General features: G+C 65.5%; 13 protein-coding genes and 2 pseudogenes. 14 read left to right on the top strand and 1 reads right to left on the bottom strand.

The features are described 5' to 3' along the window. The first annotated feature begins 29 nt into the window (after positions 1 to 29). The 3 genes from QP165_RS15285 (at position 30) to QP165_RS15275 (ending at position 6,029) form a co-directional block, all read left to right on the top strand. On the top strand, positions 30 to 980 hold the full coding sequence (locus QP165_RS15285; RefSeq protein WP_333996265.1) for a hypothetical protein: 951 nt from the start codon (positions 30 to 32) through the stop codon (positions 978 to 980). Beyond that, on the top strand, positions 899 to 1,909 hold the full coding sequence (locus tag QP165_RS15280; protein WP_333996264.1) for an Ig-like domain-containing protein: 1,011 nt from the start codon (positions 899 to 901) through the stop codon (positions 1,907 to 1,909). The genes QP165_RS15285 and QP165_RS15280 overlap by 82 nt, the downstream gene beginning before the upstream one ends. 1,018 nt (positions 1,910 to 2,927) lie before the next feature. Beyond that, positions 2,928 to 6,029: a TonB-dependent receptor plug domain-containing protein gene (locus QP165_RS15275; protein ID WP_333996263.1), complete on the top strand. Its 3,102-nt coding sequence runs from the start codon at positions 2,928 to 2,930 to the stop codon at positions 6,027 to 6,029. 93 nt (positions 6,030 to 6,122) lie between these two features. On the opposite strand, the gene QP165_RS15270 is transcribed toward QP165_RS15275, so the two are convergent. After that, complete coding sequence (locus QP165_RS15270) at positions 6,123 to 6,923, bottom strand: SirB1 family protein (protein ID WP_333996262.1); 801 nt, start codon at positions 6,921 to 6,923, stop codon at positions 6,123 to 6,125. A gap of 187 nt (positions 6,924 to 7,110) precedes the next feature. Here QP165_RS15270 and QP165_RS15265 point away from each other — a divergent pair, with 187 nt between their 5' ends. From QP165_RS15265 to QP165_RS15215, 11 genes and pseudogenes are all read left to right on the top strand, one after another. After that, positions 7,111 to 7,869, top strand: coding sequence for an oxygenase MpaB family protein (locus tag QP165_RS15265; protein WP_333996261.1), 759 nt, complete (start codon positions 7,111 to 7,113; stop codon positions 7,867 to 7,869). 265 nt (positions 7,870 to 8,134) lie between these two features. Then, positions 8,135 to 10,303, top strand: coding sequence for a methyl-accepting chemotaxis protein (locus tag QP165_RS15260; protein ID WP_333996260.1), 2,169 nt, complete (start codon positions 8,135 to 8,137; stop codon positions 10,301 to 10,303). Positions 10,304 to 10,642: 339 nt separating this feature from the next. Then, a complete protein-coding gene (locus QP165_RS15255; protein WP_333996259.1) occupies positions 10,643 to 10,954 on the top strand; it encodes an STAS domain-containing protein in 312 nt (103 codons plus the stop codon). Then, positions 10,951 to 11,319: a response regulator gene (locus tag QP165_RS15250; protein ID WP_056021002.1), complete on the top strand. Its 369-nt coding sequence runs from the start codon at positions 10,951 to 10,953 to the stop codon at positions 11,317 to 11,319. Before QP165_RS15255 ends, QP165_RS15250 begins: the two co-directional genes overlap by 4 nt. Next, positions 11,316 to 13,336 (top strand): annotated as a pseudogene (locus tag QP165_RS15245) (chemotaxis protein CheA). The gene QP165_RS15250 and the pseudogene QP165_RS15245 overlap by 4 nt, the downstream one beginning before the upstream one ends. A 2-nt stretch (positions 13,337 to 13,338) precedes the next feature. Next, positions 13,339 to 13,854: a chemotaxis protein CheW gene (locus QP165_RS15240; RefSeq protein WP_443019378.1), complete on the top strand. Its 516-nt coding sequence runs from the start codon at positions 13,339 to 13,341 to the stop codon at positions 13,852 to 13,854. Between the two features lie 149 nt (positions 13,855 to 14,003). Further along, a complete protein-coding gene (locus QP165_RS15235) occupies positions 14,004 to 14,480 on the top strand; it encodes a chemotaxis protein CheW (RefSeq protein WP_333996257.1) in 477 nt (158 codons plus the stop codon). A 130-nt stretch (positions 14,481 to 14,610) separates the two neighbouring features. Beyond that, entirely contained in the window at positions 14,611 to 15,423 is an 813-nt protein-coding gene (locus QP165_RS15230) for a CheR family methyltransferase (protein WP_333997049.1), read from the top strand. Positions 15,424 to 15,426: 3 nt separating this feature from the next. After that, positions 15,427 to 16,510, top strand: a pseudogene (locus tag QP165_RS15225) (protein-glutamate methylesterase/protein-glutamine glutaminase). An 11-nt stretch (positions 16,511 to 16,521) separates the two neighbouring features. Continuing rightward, complete coding sequence (locus QP165_RS15220; protein ID WP_333996256.1) at positions 16,522 to 18,255, top strand: hypothetical protein; 1,734 nt, start codon at positions 16,522 to 16,524, stop codon at positions 18,253 to 18,255. Positions 18,256 to 18,512: 257 nt separating this feature from the next. Beyond that, positions 18,513 to 19,613, top strand: coding sequence for a hypothetical protein (locus tag QP165_RS15215; protein ID WP_333996255.1), 1,101 nt, complete (start codon positions 18,513 to 18,515; stop codon positions 19,611 to 19,613). Positions 19,614 to 19,685: the final 72 nt, after the last annotated feature.

The raw sequence follows: 19,685 nt of genomic DNA, 5'->3' as shown, positions 1-19,685 counted from the left end.
CGTGCGTCGTCCGGGACGGGGAACAGAGCATGTTACGCGACGCGACTATCGGAAATGAGATTTTTCTGCAGGGTCAGTATCTGAGCCTGGGTATCAACGGCAGCGGCACGCTCGGGACGCGCGCGACCGCACCCGTCGGGTTCGTCACCGATGCGGTCAACGGCTATATCCGCCTGGGGCTCGTTGGCGACACGGATGGCTTCGGCAAGGGTGCGGCACCGACGCGCGACGCGATGCTCGCGGGAACGCCCGTCGAGAGCTTTTCGATCGGCTACGACATCGGCGCCAAGCATTACTCCAGCGTCAACAGCGAGCGAAACGGTAAGAGCGAAGTCGCCGGCGGGGTCTCCTCCGATCTGTCGAGCAACGGCGTCGGCAAGGCCGGCTGGACCGGCGCGACGACCGAGGGCGTCAAGGTCGCGCAGACGATGTCGCTCGCCGATGGTGCGAAATACATCAAGGTCGACGTCACGCTGACCAACACGACGGGCAAGGCCGTCGCCGATCTGCATTACATGCGCTCGATCGACCCCGACCACGGTGCAGGCTTCGATACCGTCAACACGGTGATCGAGCAGGGTGGCGACGGCGCTAACGGCGCGCTGATCGCGGCCTATGCGTCCAGCGGCAAGACGCCGCTATTCTACTACACGGCCGATGATCGTGCGAAGGTCTCCACCTTCAAGGGCTATGTCAACGAGAACCCCGACGCGGCCGCGACCTTCGATACCGCGCCGGCCGAGGGCTATTCGCTCAAGGGCGACAACGCGATCAACATCAATTTCGGTCTCGGCACGCTCGCCGCGGGCCGATCGACGACGTTCACCTTCTACATGGGTATCACCGATGATCTGAACGCGACCGTCGCCGCGATCAAGTCCGGTGCGGGCGCGCCCCGGTGCCCGCCAACATCGCTCCTGTCGCAGTCGACGACTCGTTCGCGATCGTCGCGGGCAAGAGCGAGACCGGCAACGTCCTGACCAACGACCGCGACGGCGATGGCGACGCGCTCACCGCCAGCCTCGTCAAGGGTCCGACGCATGGTTCGTTGCTGTTCAACGCCAATGGCGGTTTCACCTATGTCGCGGACAAGGGCTATGTCGGCAGCGACAGCTTCACCTACGCGGCAAGCGACGGGAAGGTCTCCGACAATGGCGTCGTATCGATCGCGGTGACGGCGCCACCGGTCACTCCCCCCGTCAGCAAGCCAACGATCCAGGACGGCAGCAGTTCGGCATCGCAGACGCTCACGGGGACGTCGGGCAACGACATGTTCTTCTTCGACATTGCGAAGAACAGCGGCACCGATACGATCAAGAACTTCAGCCACGAAGACGTGCTCGCCACCACCGCCAAGCTTTTTGACGGCAATGGCGACGGCATCATCAAGTTCGCCGCCAACAGCCTGTCGCTGGATGCGCCCAAGAGCGATGATTACGCCGTCATCGAAGGCGTTTCGGCGCTCCGCCTGATGGGCACCGATGCCGCAGGGCGGTATATCTACGCGGATGCGAGCGTCCGCCCCCAGGGGGCAGAGGAAGGCACGCTCGCCAACGACAAATTGTCGGGCGATTCGACCGAGAAGACGGCCAGCCAGTTCTTTTTCGATACCGCGCTCGGGCGTGATCTCGGTCACGACACGCTGTCGAATTTCGGCAACAAGGATGTGCTGGTGACCACGGTCGCGCTGCCCGACGACGGCACCGGCCACGTCAAGCTTGGCGCCAAGGGCGTACTCGACCTGGGCAGCAACGCGGGCGTCGATCTGGGCGACGTCACGATCGGTGGCCTGAAGGGCGCGTCCGTTTCCACGCTCGAATTCGACGGCGCGGTCTCGCACGACGGCACGACCTATTATGTCTACAGCCTCGACGGGTCGGCTGCCGGAACCGCAGCGCTGCAGTTCTGAGCGGAAGATCATGCCGGGCGACTCCAGTCGCCCGGCATGCTCTTCAAGCACGCAGGGCACGCGATATTTCAAACCGTGCCCTGTCCAATGGTTTCACCACACCCCCACAGGTATAGCGGACCCGGAGTTATCTGCGCTTCGACTCGTGCAGGGGCGTGTCGTCTGTCACTGTTCCGTGACGTCCAATGGCAGGATCGCGCTGCCATCGTGACCGCAAGTAACCACTGAGCAGCAGGCTTTATTCCGCCCGTCTTCAGCGTCGCCGAAAGCTGCCTCGCGAAGGTGGGCACTCTGTCTGGGATAGATGCCGGCAAGCCGGTCAACTCGAAATCTGGGTACGTCACAGAAAAATGCCGGTGGTCAGCGTGCCGGAAAAAATGCTGATAAAAACCGGCACGCTGACCACCTGCAGGATACCAATCAAAAGCTTAAGATTGGCCGCACGCACTGTGACGCCCGCTACATACGACCGGCAGTTTGACTGTCCTAGTTCGCAATCGATTAACCTGAATCAATTTGTAAAGAACAACCGCCCTGCCGCGGCGAACCACCCCGGTCCTGCCCGAGGCGCGAGTCGTGGGTCACACCGCGATATCGATGGTGTCGACATTTGAGACGATCAATCCGGGCGAGACATTGGAACGAGCGAACTTCGCCATCGACGACGTCTGCCGATTTGTATGCATAGTGACCGCGGAATCGATTGCATCTTCGGCGCCAAGTGCATGCGATCCCCGCAATATAACCTTCCCGGATTTTCGATATGATTGGTATTGTTTTGATACTGCGAACGTGACAGCATGTGCTTGTCCGATGGGTCCGGATGGTACTGCCGAACAATGTCAGCAAGTCACGGGGCGCCAGATCCCGATGAACGAGCAGCATAAGGTTCATCGACTGCGTCCGAACAGGGTCGGAAGGCAGTCGACAGCGCGCGGCATCATCCATGTGACCCGATCGGCGACACAGGGGGGCTAGAATGATGGTGTTAAAGGGGTTGATGGCCACGACATGTTGCGTGGCTGCGTTGATGGCATTGCCGGCACAGGCACAGGTCCAGTCGCCGGATAGCGGCATGCCGGAGCCGCAGGCAGCGGATGCAGGCGGCACGGGAAGTGCCAGCGGAAATACCGGCGCGCAGGATGGCCAGGTCGCGATCGGCGATCCCGTCGCCTCCGCCAAGCTCGCCGCAGATACGCAGCGCACCGGCGAACCGCGGGATGGGTCGGACATCGTCGTCACCGGCACGCGCATCGCTCGCCCGAACAACCGCTCCGCCGCACCGATCGTCACGACGACCGCCGCGGAAATCGCGGCACAGGGCGCGACGACGATCGAGGAGGTGCTGAACCGTCTGCCGCAGGTCCAGGTGAACTCGGAACAGAATTTCAGCGATTCCGAAGGTCGCCAGCGCATCAAGCTGCGCAGCCTGGGCTATGAGCGCACGCTGACGCTGATCGACGGCCTGCGCATGGGCCTCGCCAACACGGTCGACGTCGGCATCATCCCCAACGCGCTGGTCGAGCGGATCGACGTGCTGACCGGCGGCGCCTCGTCCGTCTACGGGTCCGACGCGGTGTCGGGCGTCGTCAACTTCGTTCTGAAGAAGAATTTCGAAGGCATCCGGCTCGACGCGAACTACAGCTTCTACAACCACGACAATGGCAGCAACGCGGTCACCGATGCGGCCGGTCGCGCGGGTTTCGCCGCCAAGCGCGGATTGACCAATGACGGGGGCCGTTCGGACGTCAGCCTGGCGGCCGGCACCAATCTGTTCAACGACCGCGTGAACCTCACCGGGTTCATCAACTACCGCCAGTCCAACCCGATCGAGCTGGTCGATCGCTCCTATTCGGTCTGCGAGGCAGTCCAGCCGACCAACACGTCGCCGCTCGGCTGTTCGCGGGCGAGCTTCACGCCCGCCGGCACGATCGTCCCGCAGTCGGGGCCGCGCGCGGGGCAGATCCTGGTCAACAATCCCAACGGCAACGGGACCTTCATTCCGATCAACAGCGGGCCGCAGGGCTCGTCCGCCAACCCCTATGACAATTGGGCGGTCCAGCGTGCGTTCAATCGCGTCAACCTTGGCGGCTTCCTGACCGCCAAGATCACGGACGACATCGAGCTCTACGGCAACGGGCTGTTCTACCGCGACAAGTCCTACAACACCCAGCTCAACCGCACCTTCAACTTCGGGGCGTACGGCTCGGACCCGTTCCGCGTGAATTGCGACAACGCATTCCTGTCGGCGTCGCAGGCACAGGATCTGTGCGGGGCCAATGCCGGGGTCGCCGGGCAATATGCGCCGATCGACGTCCGTTACCGCTTCGACGGGCTGCCACTGGTGCGGCAGCGCTTCACCAACGAGGGCTATCGTATCGTCGCGGGGCTGCGCGGGCGCGGCTTTGACGACGTGTGGTCGTACGATGTCGCAGGCATGATCTCGCGCGCGCGTCTCGACACGATCGACGTGCCGATCGCGCGCTTCGACAACATCAACCGTTCGCTCGACGTCGTGCGCGTCAACGGCACGCCGACCTGTCGTGCGGTGGTCAACGGGACCGACCCGTCCTGCGTGCCGTTCAACGCGTTCGCGCCGTTCAATCAGGATGCGGCGCTCAACCAGTATCTCTACGGTGGCGCGACCGGCGGGATCAGCACGCGCATTCCGCGCCTGTTGCAGTTCGTCGGCACCGTCAGCGGCGATCTGGGCCGATACGGCATTACCTCGCCGCTCGCCGAGCAGGGTATCGCGATCGCGCTGGGCGCGGAATATCGCGAGGAAATGGAACGGACGATCGTCAACGAGATCTTCCAGCAGAACAATGGCGGCGAGAACCAGCGCTTCACGCAGAGCATCCTCGAAGCCAATGCGGAAGTGCAGGCGCCGCTGATCGAACATCGCCGGTTCGCCGAGCTGTTGCAGGTCAATGCGGGCTACCGCGTGTCGCAGTACAACCGGCTCGACGGCAAGTTCGATACCTGGAAGGTCGAGGGGCTCTGGTCGCCTGTGGCGGACATCACGCTGCGCGCCTCGTACAACAAGTCCCAGGCCGCGCCGGGCGTCAGCACCGCGCAGGGTGCCGCGAACATCTTCTGGAACCAGGGTTTCTATGCCGATCCCTGCGCGCCGCGGATCGATCCGTCGAACCCCAACGGCGCGCGACTGGCGCCGTCCGCGACGTTGCAGCAGTGCCGCAACACCGGCCTTGCCGACAATCTCTATGGCAGCGCCTCGCTGATCTGCCCTGACGATCGGTGCACCGTGCGCGAGGGCGGATTCAACCTGACGCCTGAAAGCGCCTTCACCAAGACGTTCGGCGTCGTGCTGCGCCCACGCTTCATACCGGGCCTGACGGTGTCGATCGACCGCTGGCTGATCGATCTGAAGGACCAGCTCGACTTCCTCCAGCCGCAGAACATCATCGGCGAGTGCTTGGCCACCGGGAACGACTATTTCTGCCGCGGCATCGTCCGCAACCCCGGCACCGGCACGCTGTCCAGTTCGCCCGCGACCAGCCCGGCGACGGGTTGGGTGGCGCGCGGCTCGGCCAATGGCTACAAGTCGCAGTCGCACGGCTGGGATTTCCAGGGGCAGTATAATGTCGGTCTGGGCGGCGTCGGCCGGCTTGACATGAGCTTCAACGGAACGCTGATGACGCGCGTCGGCTCGCAATCCTCGCCGACGATCGAACCGCGCGACTGCGTGGGGTATTTCGGCAATCTCTGCGGCGAGAGCATGCCGCGCTGGGCGCACCAGCTCCGCACCACCTGGACCGCACCCGACCGCACGACCAGCCTGTCGGTCAACTGGCGTCACCGCGGCGCGATGCCGCTCGACATCTATGCACCCGAGGACACCGGCATCCCCGCGCAGGACGCAAGCGCCCGTCGCGATCAATATCCCGGTGTCGGTTCGTACAACTGGATCGACGTCGCGCTGAGCTTCGACATCAACAAGCAGATGACGTTCCGGCTGGCCGCCAACAATATCTTCGACCGCGATCCGCCGCTCGTTCCGGACAGCCGTTCGCGGATCGGTCTGCTGCGCGGCAATACGGTGATGGGCTACGATCTGCTCGGCCGGCAGCTCGTCGCGGGTGTGTCGCTGCGGCTGTGATCATGATCTGCCGGCATGGGTCAGCACTGCGCTGCCAGACCCATGCCGGCAGGATCGGCCTGCGATCGGTTCCGTACGCGTGCCCCCTCCCGGTCAGCCAGCCGGCAGCGCATCCAGCGTCCGCGTCACGCGGCGCCGCAATCCCGGGTCACGCGTGATCTCCAGCATCGCGCCAAGACTGCCACGCGCCGCCGCGACGTCGTGATCGACCAGCTCGAGCCGCGCGCGTTCCCACCAGGCGTGCGGATAGGCGGGCGCCATGGTCGTCATGCGCACATAGAGATCGAGCGCGCGTCGCCCCCTCCCCGCCTGTTCGGCCCGCGACGCGAGGTTCTGCAGCAGCCTGACGAGCACCGCCCGGTTGGGCATCGCTGCGACATGAGTCGCCGCCCGGCCAGACCCGGCGTGTCGCTCGACCAGCGCGGCAAGCCCTGCCGCATCGACACGCACGCCGCCGGCGAACGGGTCGACGATGACCGGCGCAGCCTCCGCACCGACGACAACGAGAACATGGCCGGGGACGTCGAGCACGTTCGCGCTCCAGCCCAGCCGCCTGGCCATCGCAACCCAGAGTATCGAAAGGCTCACCGGCAGGCCGCGACGCCGATCGAGGACGGTGATGAAGTCGGCATTGGCGGGATCGTCATAGTTTTCGGAATCGCCCGTGAACCCGAACGCGTCCGCAAGCACCGACGCGAGGGCACTGGCACGTTCGCCCGGCGTCTCGGCATCACCTGCGACGGTGGAAAGCTGCGTCTCGATGGCGTTCAGAAGCGTGTGGGAGGGGGCGAGATCGATGCCGGGTCGGTCGAGACGTGCAAGCGACAGCGCGGCCTCGTCGAGGACGATGTCCTCGTCGTCGATCAGGCCCAGGCGGGTAAGGTCTTCGGTCATCACGCCAACATGGGGAGGCCGCGCGGCAATGGGAACGCGCGATCGTAAGACCGGCGGGTGCCAAAGTCGGTCCCGAGCGTTCGTGACGGCATGAGGGATACCAATGGCGCTACGTGAGCAGGCCCGGCGCGACATCGTCCGACATGTCCGGGGGATGTTCAACGATACGGCACGCGGGGAACAGCCCGTGATCCGTAGCAACGACGCGCTTTTCTCCCCCGATTCGATGATCTGGCGCGTCCATGGCGACGTCGCCAGCATGATGGTCGGTGGCGTGTCCGCGCTGTTGCTCCAGATGTTGCGCCCTGCGGTCCTTGCCGGGGTCTGGGATCATTCGAACTTTCGCACCGACATGCTCGGCCGGCTGCGGCGAACCGCGCGTTTCATCGCCGTCACCACCTATGGCGCGCGCGACGATGCCCAAAGCGCCATCGCCCGTGTCCGCTCGGTCCATCAACATATCGGCGGCACCCTACCCGATGGAACGCCGTATCGCGCCGACGATCCCGCCCTCCTTGCCTGGGTCCATATCTCGGAGGCGTGGTGCTTCCTCGCCGCCTGGCAGCGTTACGGAAATAACCGCCTCTCGCCCGCACAGGCCGACCAGTATTTCGACGAGTTCGCCGACATCGGGCTGGCGCTTGGTGCCGGGATAGTGCCGCGTGACCGGCTCGCGACACAGCAGGCGCTGCACATGGCGCGGCCGCATCTCGTCGTCAGCGACCGCACGACCGAGGTCGCACGCCTCGTGTTAGAGCATCCGCCGGCGAACCCGCTATCGATCCCCGTCCAGCGGCTCGTGATGCAAGCCGCGATCGACCTGCTTCCGACATGGGCGAGAGAGATGCATCATTTGCCGGAATCGCCGCGGCTCATGGGTCCGCTTGTCGTATCGGGGACGCGGCAGTTGGCAAGAACGCTCCGCTGGGCGTTCGCGGACCGCTGAAAGCGTGACCTGCAAGGCGCAGCGTCCACATCCCGACCCCATCTACTGGACCAAGTGTTTCGTCGTCCGGAGCACCGGGCGGCAGCCATAAATTTGTCTGGCGCCACAAACCATCCGCGCGCGGCCCCCTCTATAATCAATCTAGCCTTGATGCGCGGTTCCCCGAATCCTCGACGAGCAGGATATTCGAGAGCCGCACAACGGTGCGTGATCGCTGCGTGATTTCAAGATCGGTCTACATGGTGCACAACAAAGGAACCCGTTGATGTTGGCGAATATCCTTGGCGGCGTCTCATCAGACGTCATAACGTCTGAACTCGCTCGCCTCGAGAGCATGTTTGCCGATGGCGACCTTTCGCAGCGGGCGAATACGTCGCTTGCCAATGCGCAAACCCAGGGCGTTCTTTGCGCGGTCAACCAGATGCTCGACCGGGCGCTTCGTCCCGTCGGCCAGCTGAACGCGCGTATCGAAGAATGGAGCGCAGACCATGACAAGGGCGACATCGACGCCGCCTTGCCGGTCGAGGAGTTCCGCGGTGTCTACGCCGCCATCGCCAAGCGGCTGAACCTCCTGGTCGGCAGCCACATCACCGTCAAGAAAACCGCGATGGCCTGCGTCAGGGAATTCAGCGTCGGCAATTTCGCTGCCCCCCTCAAGCGATTTCCCGGCAAGAAGGCGTTCATCAACGAGACGATCGAGACGCTGCGCGCAAACCTGCAGGGGTTGATCAGCGAGCTGAACCACATGTCCTCCGAGCACGACAAGGGGGACATCGACGTCACCGTCGCAGCCGAGAAATTCGGTGGCGACTTCGGTGTCATGGCGCGCGGCGTCAACACCATGGTCGCCAACCACATCGCGGTGAAGAAGAAGGCGATGGCGTGCATCAAGGAATTTGGCGAAGGCAATTTCGACGCCCCGCTTGAAGCATTCCCCGGCAAGAAGGCGTTCATCAACGACACCGTCGAGGCGCTGCGACGCAACCTGCGCGACATCATCGGCGAGGTGCAGCGGCTGATCAAGGCCTCGACCGCGGGCGAGCTTGGCGAGCGTGGCGACGACAGGCGCTTCGTCGGCGATTTCGCGGGCCTGATCGCCGGGATCAACGCCATGCTCGATGCGACGCTGCTGCCGATCGAGGAAGGCAACCGCGTCCTCAACCTCGCCAGCGTGGGCGATCTGCGCGAAATGGTCGAGATCGCCTGCGCGGGCGATCACCGCCGGATGAAGGATTCGATCAACGCGCTGATCGACAATCTGCGGGTGAGCGCCAGTCTGGCGGACAAGATCGCCGACGGGGATCTGAGCTTTGCGCACCAGCCGCTCTCGGACCGCGATATGCTCGGTCAGGCGATCGTGCGGATGGTCGACAATCTTCGCGTGAGCGCCGACCTGGCCGACAAGATCGCCGATGGCGACCTCGCAGTGTCGCACCAGCCCTTGTCCGACAAGGATGTGCTCGGCCAGGCCTTGGTGCGGATGATCGAGCAGCTGCGCAACGTCGTCGGCAATGCCAGCGCCGCCGCCGACAATGTCTCGGCGGGAAGCCAGGAGCTGTCGGCGAGTTCCGAGCAGGTCTCGCAAGGCGCGACCGAGCAAGCCGCCGCCGCCGAAGAGGCGTCCTCGGCGATGGAAGAGATCGCCGCCAACATCAAGCAGAGCGCGGACAATGCCTCGCAGACCGAGAAGATCGCACGCCAGTCGGCCAAGGATGCCGAACTGAGCGGGATCGCGGTGCAACGCGCGGTCAATGCGATGCGGACGATCGCGGAAAAGATCGGCATCGTGCAGGAAATTGCCCGGCAAACCGATCTTCTCGCGCTCAACGCGGCGGTCGAAGCGGCTCGCGCCGGTGAACATGGCCGCGGCTTTGCCGTCGTCGCGTCCGAGGTGCGCAAACTCGCCGAACGCAGTCAGGTCGCGGCGGCCGAGATCGGATCCGTCTCCTCGCAGACCGTGGCCGCGGCGACCGAAGCCGGCGAGATGCTGACCAAGCTGGTCCCCGACATCAGCCGCACCGCCGAACTCGTCGCCGAGATCAGCGCGGCCTGCCGCGAACAGGATATCGGCGCTGCGCAGATCAACGAGGCGATCCAGCAGCTCGACCTGATCAGCCAGCAAAATGCGGGTGCGTCCGAGCAGATCACCGCAACGTCGGAAGAGCTGGCATCGCAGGCCGAGGAATTGCAGGCCAGCATCGCCTTTTTCAGGATCGGCGACGGCGCGGACAATGCCCATCGCCGGCCGGTGACCGCCGCCCACCGCAAACCCGCTGCGCGCAGCCCGGTCGCCGCGCGGCCGGCCGCCAAGGCCAAACGCGTCAAACCCAATTCGATCGCCGACCAGAAAGCGCGCGTAAATGGCTTCGCGCTCGACCTGATCAAGGGCGGCACCGATGCGGAAGATGACAATTTCGGCGCGCAGGCGGCCTGAACGCCGATCGACGCGGCGTGCAGGGGTTCGGGGATACCTGGCCTGAGCGACTGATCCGGCCGGCAAGGCATGTTGCAGCCCCCCGTGCGATCGCGCCCACCCCGGCGCGATCGCCGTCCTGCGTTTCGGCGGCATTGAACGGGAGCGTGTCCCGGCGCCGTCCCAGCCGCATCAACGTCGGGCCGCCCGGTCTCCGCAGCACGCTTTTGCACGCCGATGACAGCCGCCCGCCAAAATAAGCGAGGCTTCGGGAACGGACGTCTGTCCGCCCTCTATAATGAATCGAGTGAACCCCGGCGCGAGGACGACCACGCCACCAGCCGGAGAGAGAGGGAACGCATGGCACAGATCGTCCTTGTCCCGGCAATCGTCACGACCGCGTCGGTCTTGCCGTTCGCCGCGGAACTCGCGTCGCAGCTCGAGCGGAACGACGCGATCGAACTCGATCTCGCCGCCGTCACCGACGCCGATGTCAGCTTCCTGCAGCTCGTCTGCGCGGCGCGCCGTCAGGCCGAGCACGACGGCAAGACCCTGCGCCTCGCCCACCCCGTCCATGCCGAACTCACGGCGCTGCTCGAGCGCGCCGGCTTCCTCACCGATATCCCCTCAGCCGATCAGACTTTCTGGTTTCACGGAGACCTGCCGCGATGACCGCATCCATCCTTATCGTCGATGATTCCAACAGCGTCCGGATGGCGATCCGCATGGCGCTGACCGGGGCCGGCTATGCCGTCACCGAAGCCGCCGATGGCGCCCAGGGTCTGAGCAAGGCCAATGGCGGTCGCTTCGACATGATCATCACCGATCTCAACATGCCCAACATGGACGGGCTGTCGATGATCCGCGCGCTGCGCAAGAACCCGGCGCAGTGCGGCACGCCGATCCTGTTCCTGACGACCGAGTCCGAGGACGCGATGAAGCAGCAGGCCAAGGCCGCCGGTGCGACCGGCTGGCTGGTCAAGCCGTTCGTCCCCGAGCAGCTGACCAAGGTCGTGCGCAAGGTTCTTGGACGGTGACCGAGACCGATCCCGTCGCCGCGTTCCGCGTGGAGGCGGGCGAAGTCCTCGAGCAGGTCGAGCAGGGCCTGCTCGATCTCGGCCATCGGCTCGACGATCATGACCTGATCGATGCGGTGTTCCGCGGGCTGCATACGCTCAAGGGCTCGGGCGCGATGTTCGGGTTCGACGCGCTGGCCAGCTTCACGCATCACTGCGAGACCGCCTTCGACCGCGTGCGCAAGAACCTGACGCCCGCGACGCCGCAGCTGATCGCGGTGATCCTGTCGGCGCAGGACCACATGCGCGCGCTGATCGACGGCGACGGCACCGAGCGCAAGGCGGAAGGCGACGCGATTCTCGCCAAGCTGCAGGCGGCGCTCGACGGCGCGCCCGCGCCGACACCGGCGCCCGCGCCTGCCGAGCAGGGCTGGCGCCTGTCGCTCCGCCTGCCGCCCGACGCGATGCAGAACGGCATCAACCCGCTCACTTTGCTCGACGAGTTGCGCACGCTCGGCGACTGCCGCGTCGTCGCCCGAACCGAGCAGGTTCCGTTGCTCGGCGACCTGGTGCCGACGCACTGCATGATCGGCTGGGACGTCGAATTGCGCGGCGCGGTGGCGAGAGCCGACATCGATGACGTCTTCATCTTCGTGATGGACGACATGGATCTGCAGATCGAGCAGATCGGACCTGCGCTTTGCGACGACGCGCACGACGCCGCCGCGACGCCTGCCCCGTTTGCGTCCTCGTCCCCATCTGCGTCAGCGCCTGCGTCTTTGCCCGCGCCAACCGACGATCCCCGGCCCGCCAATACGCAGGAACCGGCGGTCGCACCGACTGGTCGCGGCGCGCCGAAGACCGGCGAAAGCGTCCGCGTCCCCGCCGAAAGGCTCGACCTGCTGATGGACCGGGTCGGCGAACTCGTCATCGTTCAGAGCCGATTGTCGCAGCTCGCGCATAGCAGCGCAGCAGACGTCGCGCTCCACTCGATCTCGGAGGAGATCGAGCGGCTGGCGAGCGAATTGCGCGACACGGTGATGGTGCTGCGCATGGTCCCCGTCGCCACGCTGTTCGGCCGCTTCCGCCGTCTCGTCCACGACATCGCACGCGATACCGGCAAGACGATCGAGCTTTCAACCGATGGCGAGACCACCGAAGTCGACAAGACCGTGATCGAACGGCTGGCCGATCCGCTGATCCACCTGATCCGCAACGCGTGCGACCACGGGGTCGAGCATCCCGAGCAGCGTCTCGCCGCGGGGAAGCCCGTCGCCGGGCATGTGCGGCTGTCGGCGCGTCAGGAGGGGGCGAGGTCGTCATCACGATCCGCGACGACGGTCACGGGATCGACCGCGATCGCGTCCGCGCCAAGGCGGAGTCGCACGGGCTGATCCAGCCCGCGCAGGTCGTGAGCGACCAGGAGTTGCTCCAGATGATCTTCCATCCCGGCTTCTCGACCGCACCACAGATCACCAGCCTGTCGGGCCGCGGCGTCGGGATGGACGTCGTCAAGCGCACGATCGAGAGCCTGCGCGGCACGATCGACGTCGAAAGCGTCCTGGGCCAGGGATCGACGGTCTCGCTGCGGATTCCGCTGACGCTCGCGATCATCGACGGTCTGCTGATCCGCGTCGGCGACGGTCGCTACGTCATCCCGCTCGGCGTGGTCGAGGAATGTATCGAGCTCAGCCTCGAGGAGGATCTGCGCTCGCGCGGTCGCAGCTTCATCACGCTGCGCGACCGGCTCGTGCCGTTCGTCCGCCTGCGCGAGATGTTCGTGACGGGGACCAAACCAAGCGTCCACCAGAAGATCGTCATCATCGCGACCGGCACCGAGCGCGTCGGGCTGGTGGTCGACCAGATCATCGGCAGCCACCAGACGGTGATCAAGCCGATGTCGCCGGTCCACTGCAACGTCCCGACCTTCGCCGGCGCGACGATCCTCGGCGACGGCGGGGTCGCGCTGATCCTCGACGTCGTCCAGCTCGTCGCGCTCGGCCAGCACCAGGAGGAGCGGCTTCGCGCCGTCGCATGACCATGGAAGAAACATCGCAGACCGAGTGGGACGAAGACGGTCGGCTCGAAGTGCTCACGTTCGACCTGCAGACCGAGAAGTTCGCGGTCGAGGCCGTGCTCGTCCGCGAGATCCTCGACCTGCTGCCCGAGACGATCGTGCCGGGCGCAGACCGGCTCGTCGCCAGCGTCGCGAACTTTCGCGGCAAGATCATCCCGATCGCGGACCTTCGGCTCGCGTTCGGCCTGCCCTCCGCAGACTCGACGATGGACAGCCGGATCGTGGTCGTCGAACTCGACGTCGACGGCGTCCAGACCCAGATCGGCATCCGCACCGACAAGGTGCACGAGGTGACGACGCTCCACCGCGACGCGAGCGAGACACCGCCGACCGTCGGCCTGCGCTGGCGCCGCGATTATATCCGCGAGCTGGTGCGCACGCCGCAGGGCGTCATCGTCCTCGCCAACCTCGCGCGAATATTCGACCCGCTGCTGGGCGGTCGCGGCACGACCCCCGTGCTCGCACCCGCACTCCTCTAGGCTGGAAGGGCAGACATGACCGTGCCAATCGGACGACGCTTCGCAGACACCTCGGATCAGCCCCGCTTGTCCGGATGGCGCAGGGCTGGATCGCGCCCGACCGTCATGCGGTCGCTCCCCCGCATCGCAGCCTTTGCACGGCGCGCGGCATGAGCGTCGCGGGAGAATTGCAGGCCGTGACCTTCGGTCTGGGCGCCGAGACCTTCGCGGTACCCGTGACGCTGGTGCGCGAGATCCTCGACTGGAGCGAGACCTTTCACATTCCGAACGGGCCCGATTATCTGCTGGGTCTGACCGATCTGCGCGGCGAGGGCGTGACGACGATCGACTTGCGCCGTCGCCTAGGCCTACCGCCTGTCGCGCCGACACCGAGTACGCGGATCCTCGTGATCGACGTCCCCGTCGACGGGCGCGACCTCGTCCTCGGCCTCGTCGTCGACCGCGTCCTGGAGGTCAGCACGTTCGACCGCGGCCAGATCGGGGCCGCCCCCGACATCGGGATCAGCTGGCCGTCCCGATACATCGCCGGGGTCGTCAAGCGAGCCGAGGGTTTCGTCGTGCTGGTCGACGTCGCGCAGATCTTCTCCAGTGCGGACGTCAGCGCGTTGCGCGCCTGCGCCGCATGACGGCGTCGCATCAGTCCTATTGAAACCAACCCCGCTGGTTCCGTTTCCGACGGTCCATCGCCTTATTGGAGCTGGCTCCCGTGACCCTTGCCCCCCGATCCTGAAAGCCCCGGCGAGCGCCACCGACCAGATCGGGTCGCGCGATTTCGCGCAGCTGGCCGACTATATCTTCGAATATGCGGGCATCCGGATGCCGCCGAGCAAGCGAACGATGCTCGAAGGGCGCTTGCGCCGCCGCCAGCGCGCGCTGGGGCTCGACACGCTGGAGGCCTATTGCCGCCATGTCCTGACGGGCAACAATCTCGATCGCGAAGGCGTGCACCTGATCAATGCGGTGACGACCAACAAGACGGACTTCTTCCGCGAACCCGTCCATTTCGATTTTCTGCGCGACGTCGCGCTTCCGGCGCTCGAAGCAAATTATCTGCGGAAGATCCGCGCGTGGAGCGTCGCCTGCTCGACCGGGCCTGAACCCTATACGATGGCGATGCTGCTCGACGAATTTGCCAGCGCACGCCGCGGTGTCACCTACTCGGTTCTGGCGACCGATCTCGACACCGAGGTTCTCGAGATCGCCCGGCTGGGTATCTACCCGTCCGATCTCGCAGCGCCGGTGCCCGCCGCGTCGCGCAAGAAATACCTGATGGAATCGCGCGATCCGGCGCGCGGCGAAGTCCGCATGGTGCCCGAGCTCCGCCGTGCGATCGCATTCGCGCGGCTCAACCTCATGGACGAATGCTATCCGGTGGGCGAACCGATGCACCTGATCTTCTGCCGCAACGTCCTGATCTATTTCGACAAGCCGACGCAGCACAGCGTCGTTTCCAAACTCGTCGGCAAGCTGGCCCCGGGGGGCTATCTCTTCCTCGGCCATTCGGAGTCGATCGCGGGGCTCGACCTGCCGCTCGTCCCGGTCGCCCACACCGTTTTCCAGCGGAGCTGAACCATGGCCGTCCGAGGGAAAATCCGCGTGCTCATCGTCGACGACTCCGCGGTCGCACGGCACGCGCTGGCGGCGATCCTGGAGGAGGATCCGGACATCACAATCATGGGCACCGCCGCCGACCCGTTCAGCGCGGCGCGTCGGATCCAGGAAGAAGTGCCCGACGTGATCATGCTCGACGTCGAGATGCCGCGGATGGACGGCATCACCTTCCTCAAGAAGCTGATGGCGCAATGCCCCCTGCCCGTGGTGATGTGCTCGTCGGTGACCGAGAAAGGGTCCGACGCGATGCTGCAGGCGCTCGAAGCCGGAGCGGTCGACGTCATCGTGAAGCCCCGTGCCGGGCTCGCGGAGCATCTCGCCGATCACAATCTCCAGATCCGCGACGTGATCAAGGCCGCGGCGAAGGTGCGGGTCGCGCTGCGTACCTCGAATGGCAGCCGTCCGGGCCGTCTCGAGCAGAAGCTGACCGCGGACGCGGTCCTGCCCCCCGAGCGGTCGGGGGGTGAACCGTGCGACGGAGCGCGTGGTGTGCCTTGGTGCATCGACCGGAGGAACCGAGGCGCTGCGCGAGGTGCTCGAGGCGCTGCCCGCGACCGCGCCGGGCGTCGTCGTGGTCCAGCACATGCCCGAGAACTTCACGCGCGCGTTCGCCAATCGGCTCAACACGCTGTGCGTCGTGAACGTCAAGGAAGCCGAGGATGGCGACCCCGTCCTGCCCGGCAATGTCCTGATCGCACCCGGCGGCAAGCACATGATGATCGAGCGACGCGGTACGCGCTATTTCGTCGCGGTCCGCGAGGGGCCGCTCGTCTCGCGCCACCGGCCGTCGGTCGACGTGCTGTTCCGCTCGGCGGCGACCGCGGCGGGCGCGAACGCGATCGGCGTCATCATGACGGGGATGGGGGATGATGGCGCGCGCGGTCTTCTCGAGATGAAGCAGGCGGGTGGTCGCACATTCGCACAGGACGAGTCGTCGTCGATCGTCTTCGGCATGCCCAAGGAAGCGATCGCGCTGGGCGGCGTCGACAAGGTCATCCCGCTGAAGCACATCGCCCGCGACGTCTTGCACGCAACGGTACAATAGGGGCCAGGACGATGGGATGCGTCGAACACAAGGCTTTCGAGGCCGACCAAGGCATCGCGCAGGCGCCCGCGTGGCGCGTGCTCGAAGCCGAGCTCGCAAGCGTCGCGAGCGGGCTCGACCAGCGCTTCGTCGATGCCGGACACTCGCTGGAACGCGCCTATGACACCGTCGGCAGGCTGATCGGCAGTCTCGAAAGCGTCACCAATGCGCTCGACCGCGACGCCGCCGATCGCGCGGTCGCGACGATGCGCGCCAATGCCGACCGGCTCGCCAGCCTGCCCGCGCGGCAGAAGAAGCGACAGCAGTCGCTCGACGTCCTCCAGCAGGCGAGCGGCGCGGTGCAGAAGGAGATCGTGCGCGTCGACCGGACGCTCGACCTGCTAAAGATCTGCGGTCAGTATCTCAAAGTCGCTGCGGCGGGCGCGCACGGATTTGCCGAGTTCGCCGACGCGATGGTCTCGGAGCTCGATGTCAGCGAGCGCGAGATCCACGAGATCAGCAAGGACGTCGGCCAATTGTCGTCGACGGTTCCCTGCGTGATCGAGATCAACCGGGTGCTCGATTCCGAATGCGCGCGGCTGTGCCCGCATGTTCCCGACAAACTGAGCGCGGACGCGATCGGCCTCCAGCAGAACCAGATCGATGCCGCGAAACGCGCGGAGTCGATCGCGACGATCGCCCGCGACATCCGCGCCAAGCTGTCGGCTGCGCACGGCGCGATGCAGATCGGCGACATCACCCGGCAGCGGCTCGAACATGCCGCGCAGGCCTGCCGTTTCCTCGGCACGGCACTCGAGGAATTCGATCGCGTCGACGCTTCAGCGGCCAAGGCGCTCGAAGGTCAGGTCATGGCGTTGCTCGCGGCTCAGGTCGCCGATGCGACTGCGGATCTGCAAAGGGAAACGCGGGCGCTCGGCGCCAGCTTCAGGGGCATCGCCACGCAGGTCGCCTCGATGCTCGCGCCGCACGAACCCCGCGCCGTCGACGCCGCGAGCGACGGCGTGTTCCTGCAACTGCTCGAAGACAGCGTTGCCGAGGTCGATGCGGTCACCGCACACCTGCGCGACGCCGATACGCGATCGACGCAGCTCGGGTCCGAAGCCTCCGCCACGGTCAGACGGCTCGGCGAACGCCTGACGACGATCCACCGCGTGACCGGCGGTGTGCGCATCATGGCGTGGAATTCCGATCTTCGTTCGTATCGGATGGGCCGTGCGGGTGACGGCCTTGCGCGTATCGCGGCGGAGATCCGCTGCTCGGTCAACACATTGGAGATGGTGTCGGGGGCGGTTGCCAGCGCATTCGAACGGTTGAGCCATGCAGCGGAGGCAATCGGATCGGCCCCGGACTGCGACGAAGACACGAATGATTCGCTGCCGGAGGCACTTGCCGTCATTCGCGCGGGCGCCTTGCTCACGCGTCAGGGCATGTCGGGTCTCGACCGCGATGCCGGCGCGATCCACGACATCGTCGCGGAAATGACCAGCGCAGTGGACTGCGAGACCGCCTTCGCCGAACCATTGTCGCGCATCAACGCGCAGCTCGAAGCGCTGGCGATGCCCGTGGTCGACGCAAGCCAGACCATGACACCCACCAGCGAGCAAGTCTTTCACGCCATAAACGCGATCTACACGATGGCGCAGGAACGGCATGTCCACCGCCGTTTCCTTCCGGGCGACGATCAACCCGATGTGCAGGCTTCGACAGCAATGGCGGACGCCGACGACTTCGACGGCCTGTTCTGACCCCCGGATAAGGAATGGGGCTCGGTAGTCGAGGACTGCCGAACAACGTTGCGAAATCCCGGGCAGCGCGATCGCAGGCTGGTCTTCAGCCTATCCGGCAGAGCATCGCCCGGCCCTTATCACACGTGCCGCGGCGGCCAGAATGCGTCGACGAGCGGGACCATGTGGCTGTATCCGATCCCGCCGATCGCTGCGGCCGGCGCACGGCCAAGAGCTTTTGAGTGCCTTGGCGCCATTGTCCCCGTAAAGGGCTGACCATGATCCGCTACGTCCTGACCCCCGCCGTGCTGATCGCGTCGCCGATCGCAGCACAGATCGTCACCTCGCCCGTCAAGCTGACCGATAACAGCCCCAACACGCCGGGGATCATCATCGTGAACGCCAAGACGACGCCGCCAGTAAAAAAGGGGACCACCGTTTTCCCGTGCCTTGGCGGTCCGCCCTGGCGGTACAGCGTTGCGACACCATGCGCTGCCCCGGCGGCGCCACCTGTCGCGAAGATCGCCGCAGCGCGTCCCGCGGGCGCCTGCAAGGATCTGGGCGCGTCGGCGCAGTGGACCTATGCCAGCAAGGGTGGAACCTATGGCAACACCTGCATCATGCGCGCGATGGATGCCGTGCCGCTTGACGGCGCGCTCGACGAGCCCCGCGTGTTTCAGGATATCACGATCGCAAGTTCGCGCCATTTCCTCACGCAGCGGACGACCAAATGGCGCCCGTTCGCGAACGTCACGGTACAGCGCGTCGACATTACCGCCCGCAAGCGTGGCATCTTCATCCGCGGTGGATCGCACGACTGGCTGATCCAGGATTTCCGCATCACCGGCTCGGGCGTCAACACGTCGCCGGGGGATATTCCCGTGGGGATCGGTATGCACGGCGCCACCAACATCGTCATTCGGCGCGGTGAGATCAGCGGGTTCAAGACGGTGCTGGCGAACCCCAAGAAATATGCCAACGCCGATTGCATCAGCGCCGAGCGCGGCGACAGCTTCACGGCGACCGACGTCTACGCACATGACTGCTCCGACGGCATCATCGACACCAAGGCGACGACGAAACTCGATCGTATCCGCGCGGCGAACGCCGGCCACTACAGCTATCGGTTCTGGGCCAAAGCGGATGCCGGCACGCTGACCTCGGAGAACCCGGGCTATGCGCATGTCCAATTGGCCGCGGCATCCGCCGACGTGCATATCGTGAAGCTCGTTGCGATCGGTGGCGGCACCCTCGTCAAGGTCGACAAGCCGGGCGGCAAGCTGGTCATCGACGCGTGCGACCTGACGAAATGGACCGGTACCGATCTGGTCGCCGGGGCGAAGGCATCTGTGTCTCTGGGCAAGGGGTGCCGGAAGTAGAAAGACGTAGCTTCCACGATTGCCGCCATGCCCCTTTTTGGGACAGCCGCGCGCCATAAGCCACTAGCTACT

The organism is Sphingomonas sp. 22R3R2A-7 (assembly GCF_036856055.1).
GTDB lineage: Bacteria > Pseudomonadota > Alphaproteobacteria > Sphingomonadales > Sphingomonadaceae > Sphingomonas.
Note: the sequence above shows the minus strand (reverse complement) of the source record. Positions and strands in the feature narration are given on the sequence as shown.

Bases quoted from the DNA above. Each gene is read 5' to 3' on its own strand.
- QP165_RS15285 (WP_333996265.1), top strand. From the start codon at position 30: ATGTTACGCGACGCGACTATCGGAAATGAGATTTTTCTGCAGGGTCAG.
- QP165_RS15270 (WP_333996262.1), bottom strand. From the start codon at position 6,923: ATGACCGAAGACCTTACCCGCCTGGGCCTGATCGACGACGAGGACATC.
- QP165_RS15260 (WP_333996260.1), top strand. From the start codon at position 8,135: ATGTTGGCGAATATCCTTGGCGGCGTCTCATCAGACGTCATAACGTCT.
- QP165_RS15255 (WP_333996259.1), top strand. From the start codon at position 10,643: ATGGCACAGATCGTCCTTGTCCCGGCAATCGTCACGACCGCGTCGGTC.
- QP165_RS15250 (WP_056021002.1), top strand. From the start codon at position 10,951: ATGACCGCATCCATCCTTATCGTCGATGATTCCAACAGCGTCCGGATG.
- QP165_RS15240 (WP_443019378.1), top strand. From the start codon at position 13,339: ATGGAAGAAACATCGCAGACCGAGTGGGACGAAGACGGTCGGCTCGAA.
- QP165_RS15235 (WP_333996257.1), top strand. From the start codon at position 14,004: ATGAGCGTCGCGGGAGAATTGCAGGCCGTGACCTTCGGTCTGGGCGCC.
- QP165_RS15220 (WP_333996256.1), top strand. From the start codon at position 16,522: ATGGGATGCGTCGAACACAAGGCTTTCGAGGCCGACCAAGGCATCGCG.
- QP165_RS15215 (WP_333996255.1), top strand. From the start codon at position 18,513: ATGATCCGCTACGTCCTGACCCCCGCCGTGCTGATCGCGTCGCCGATC.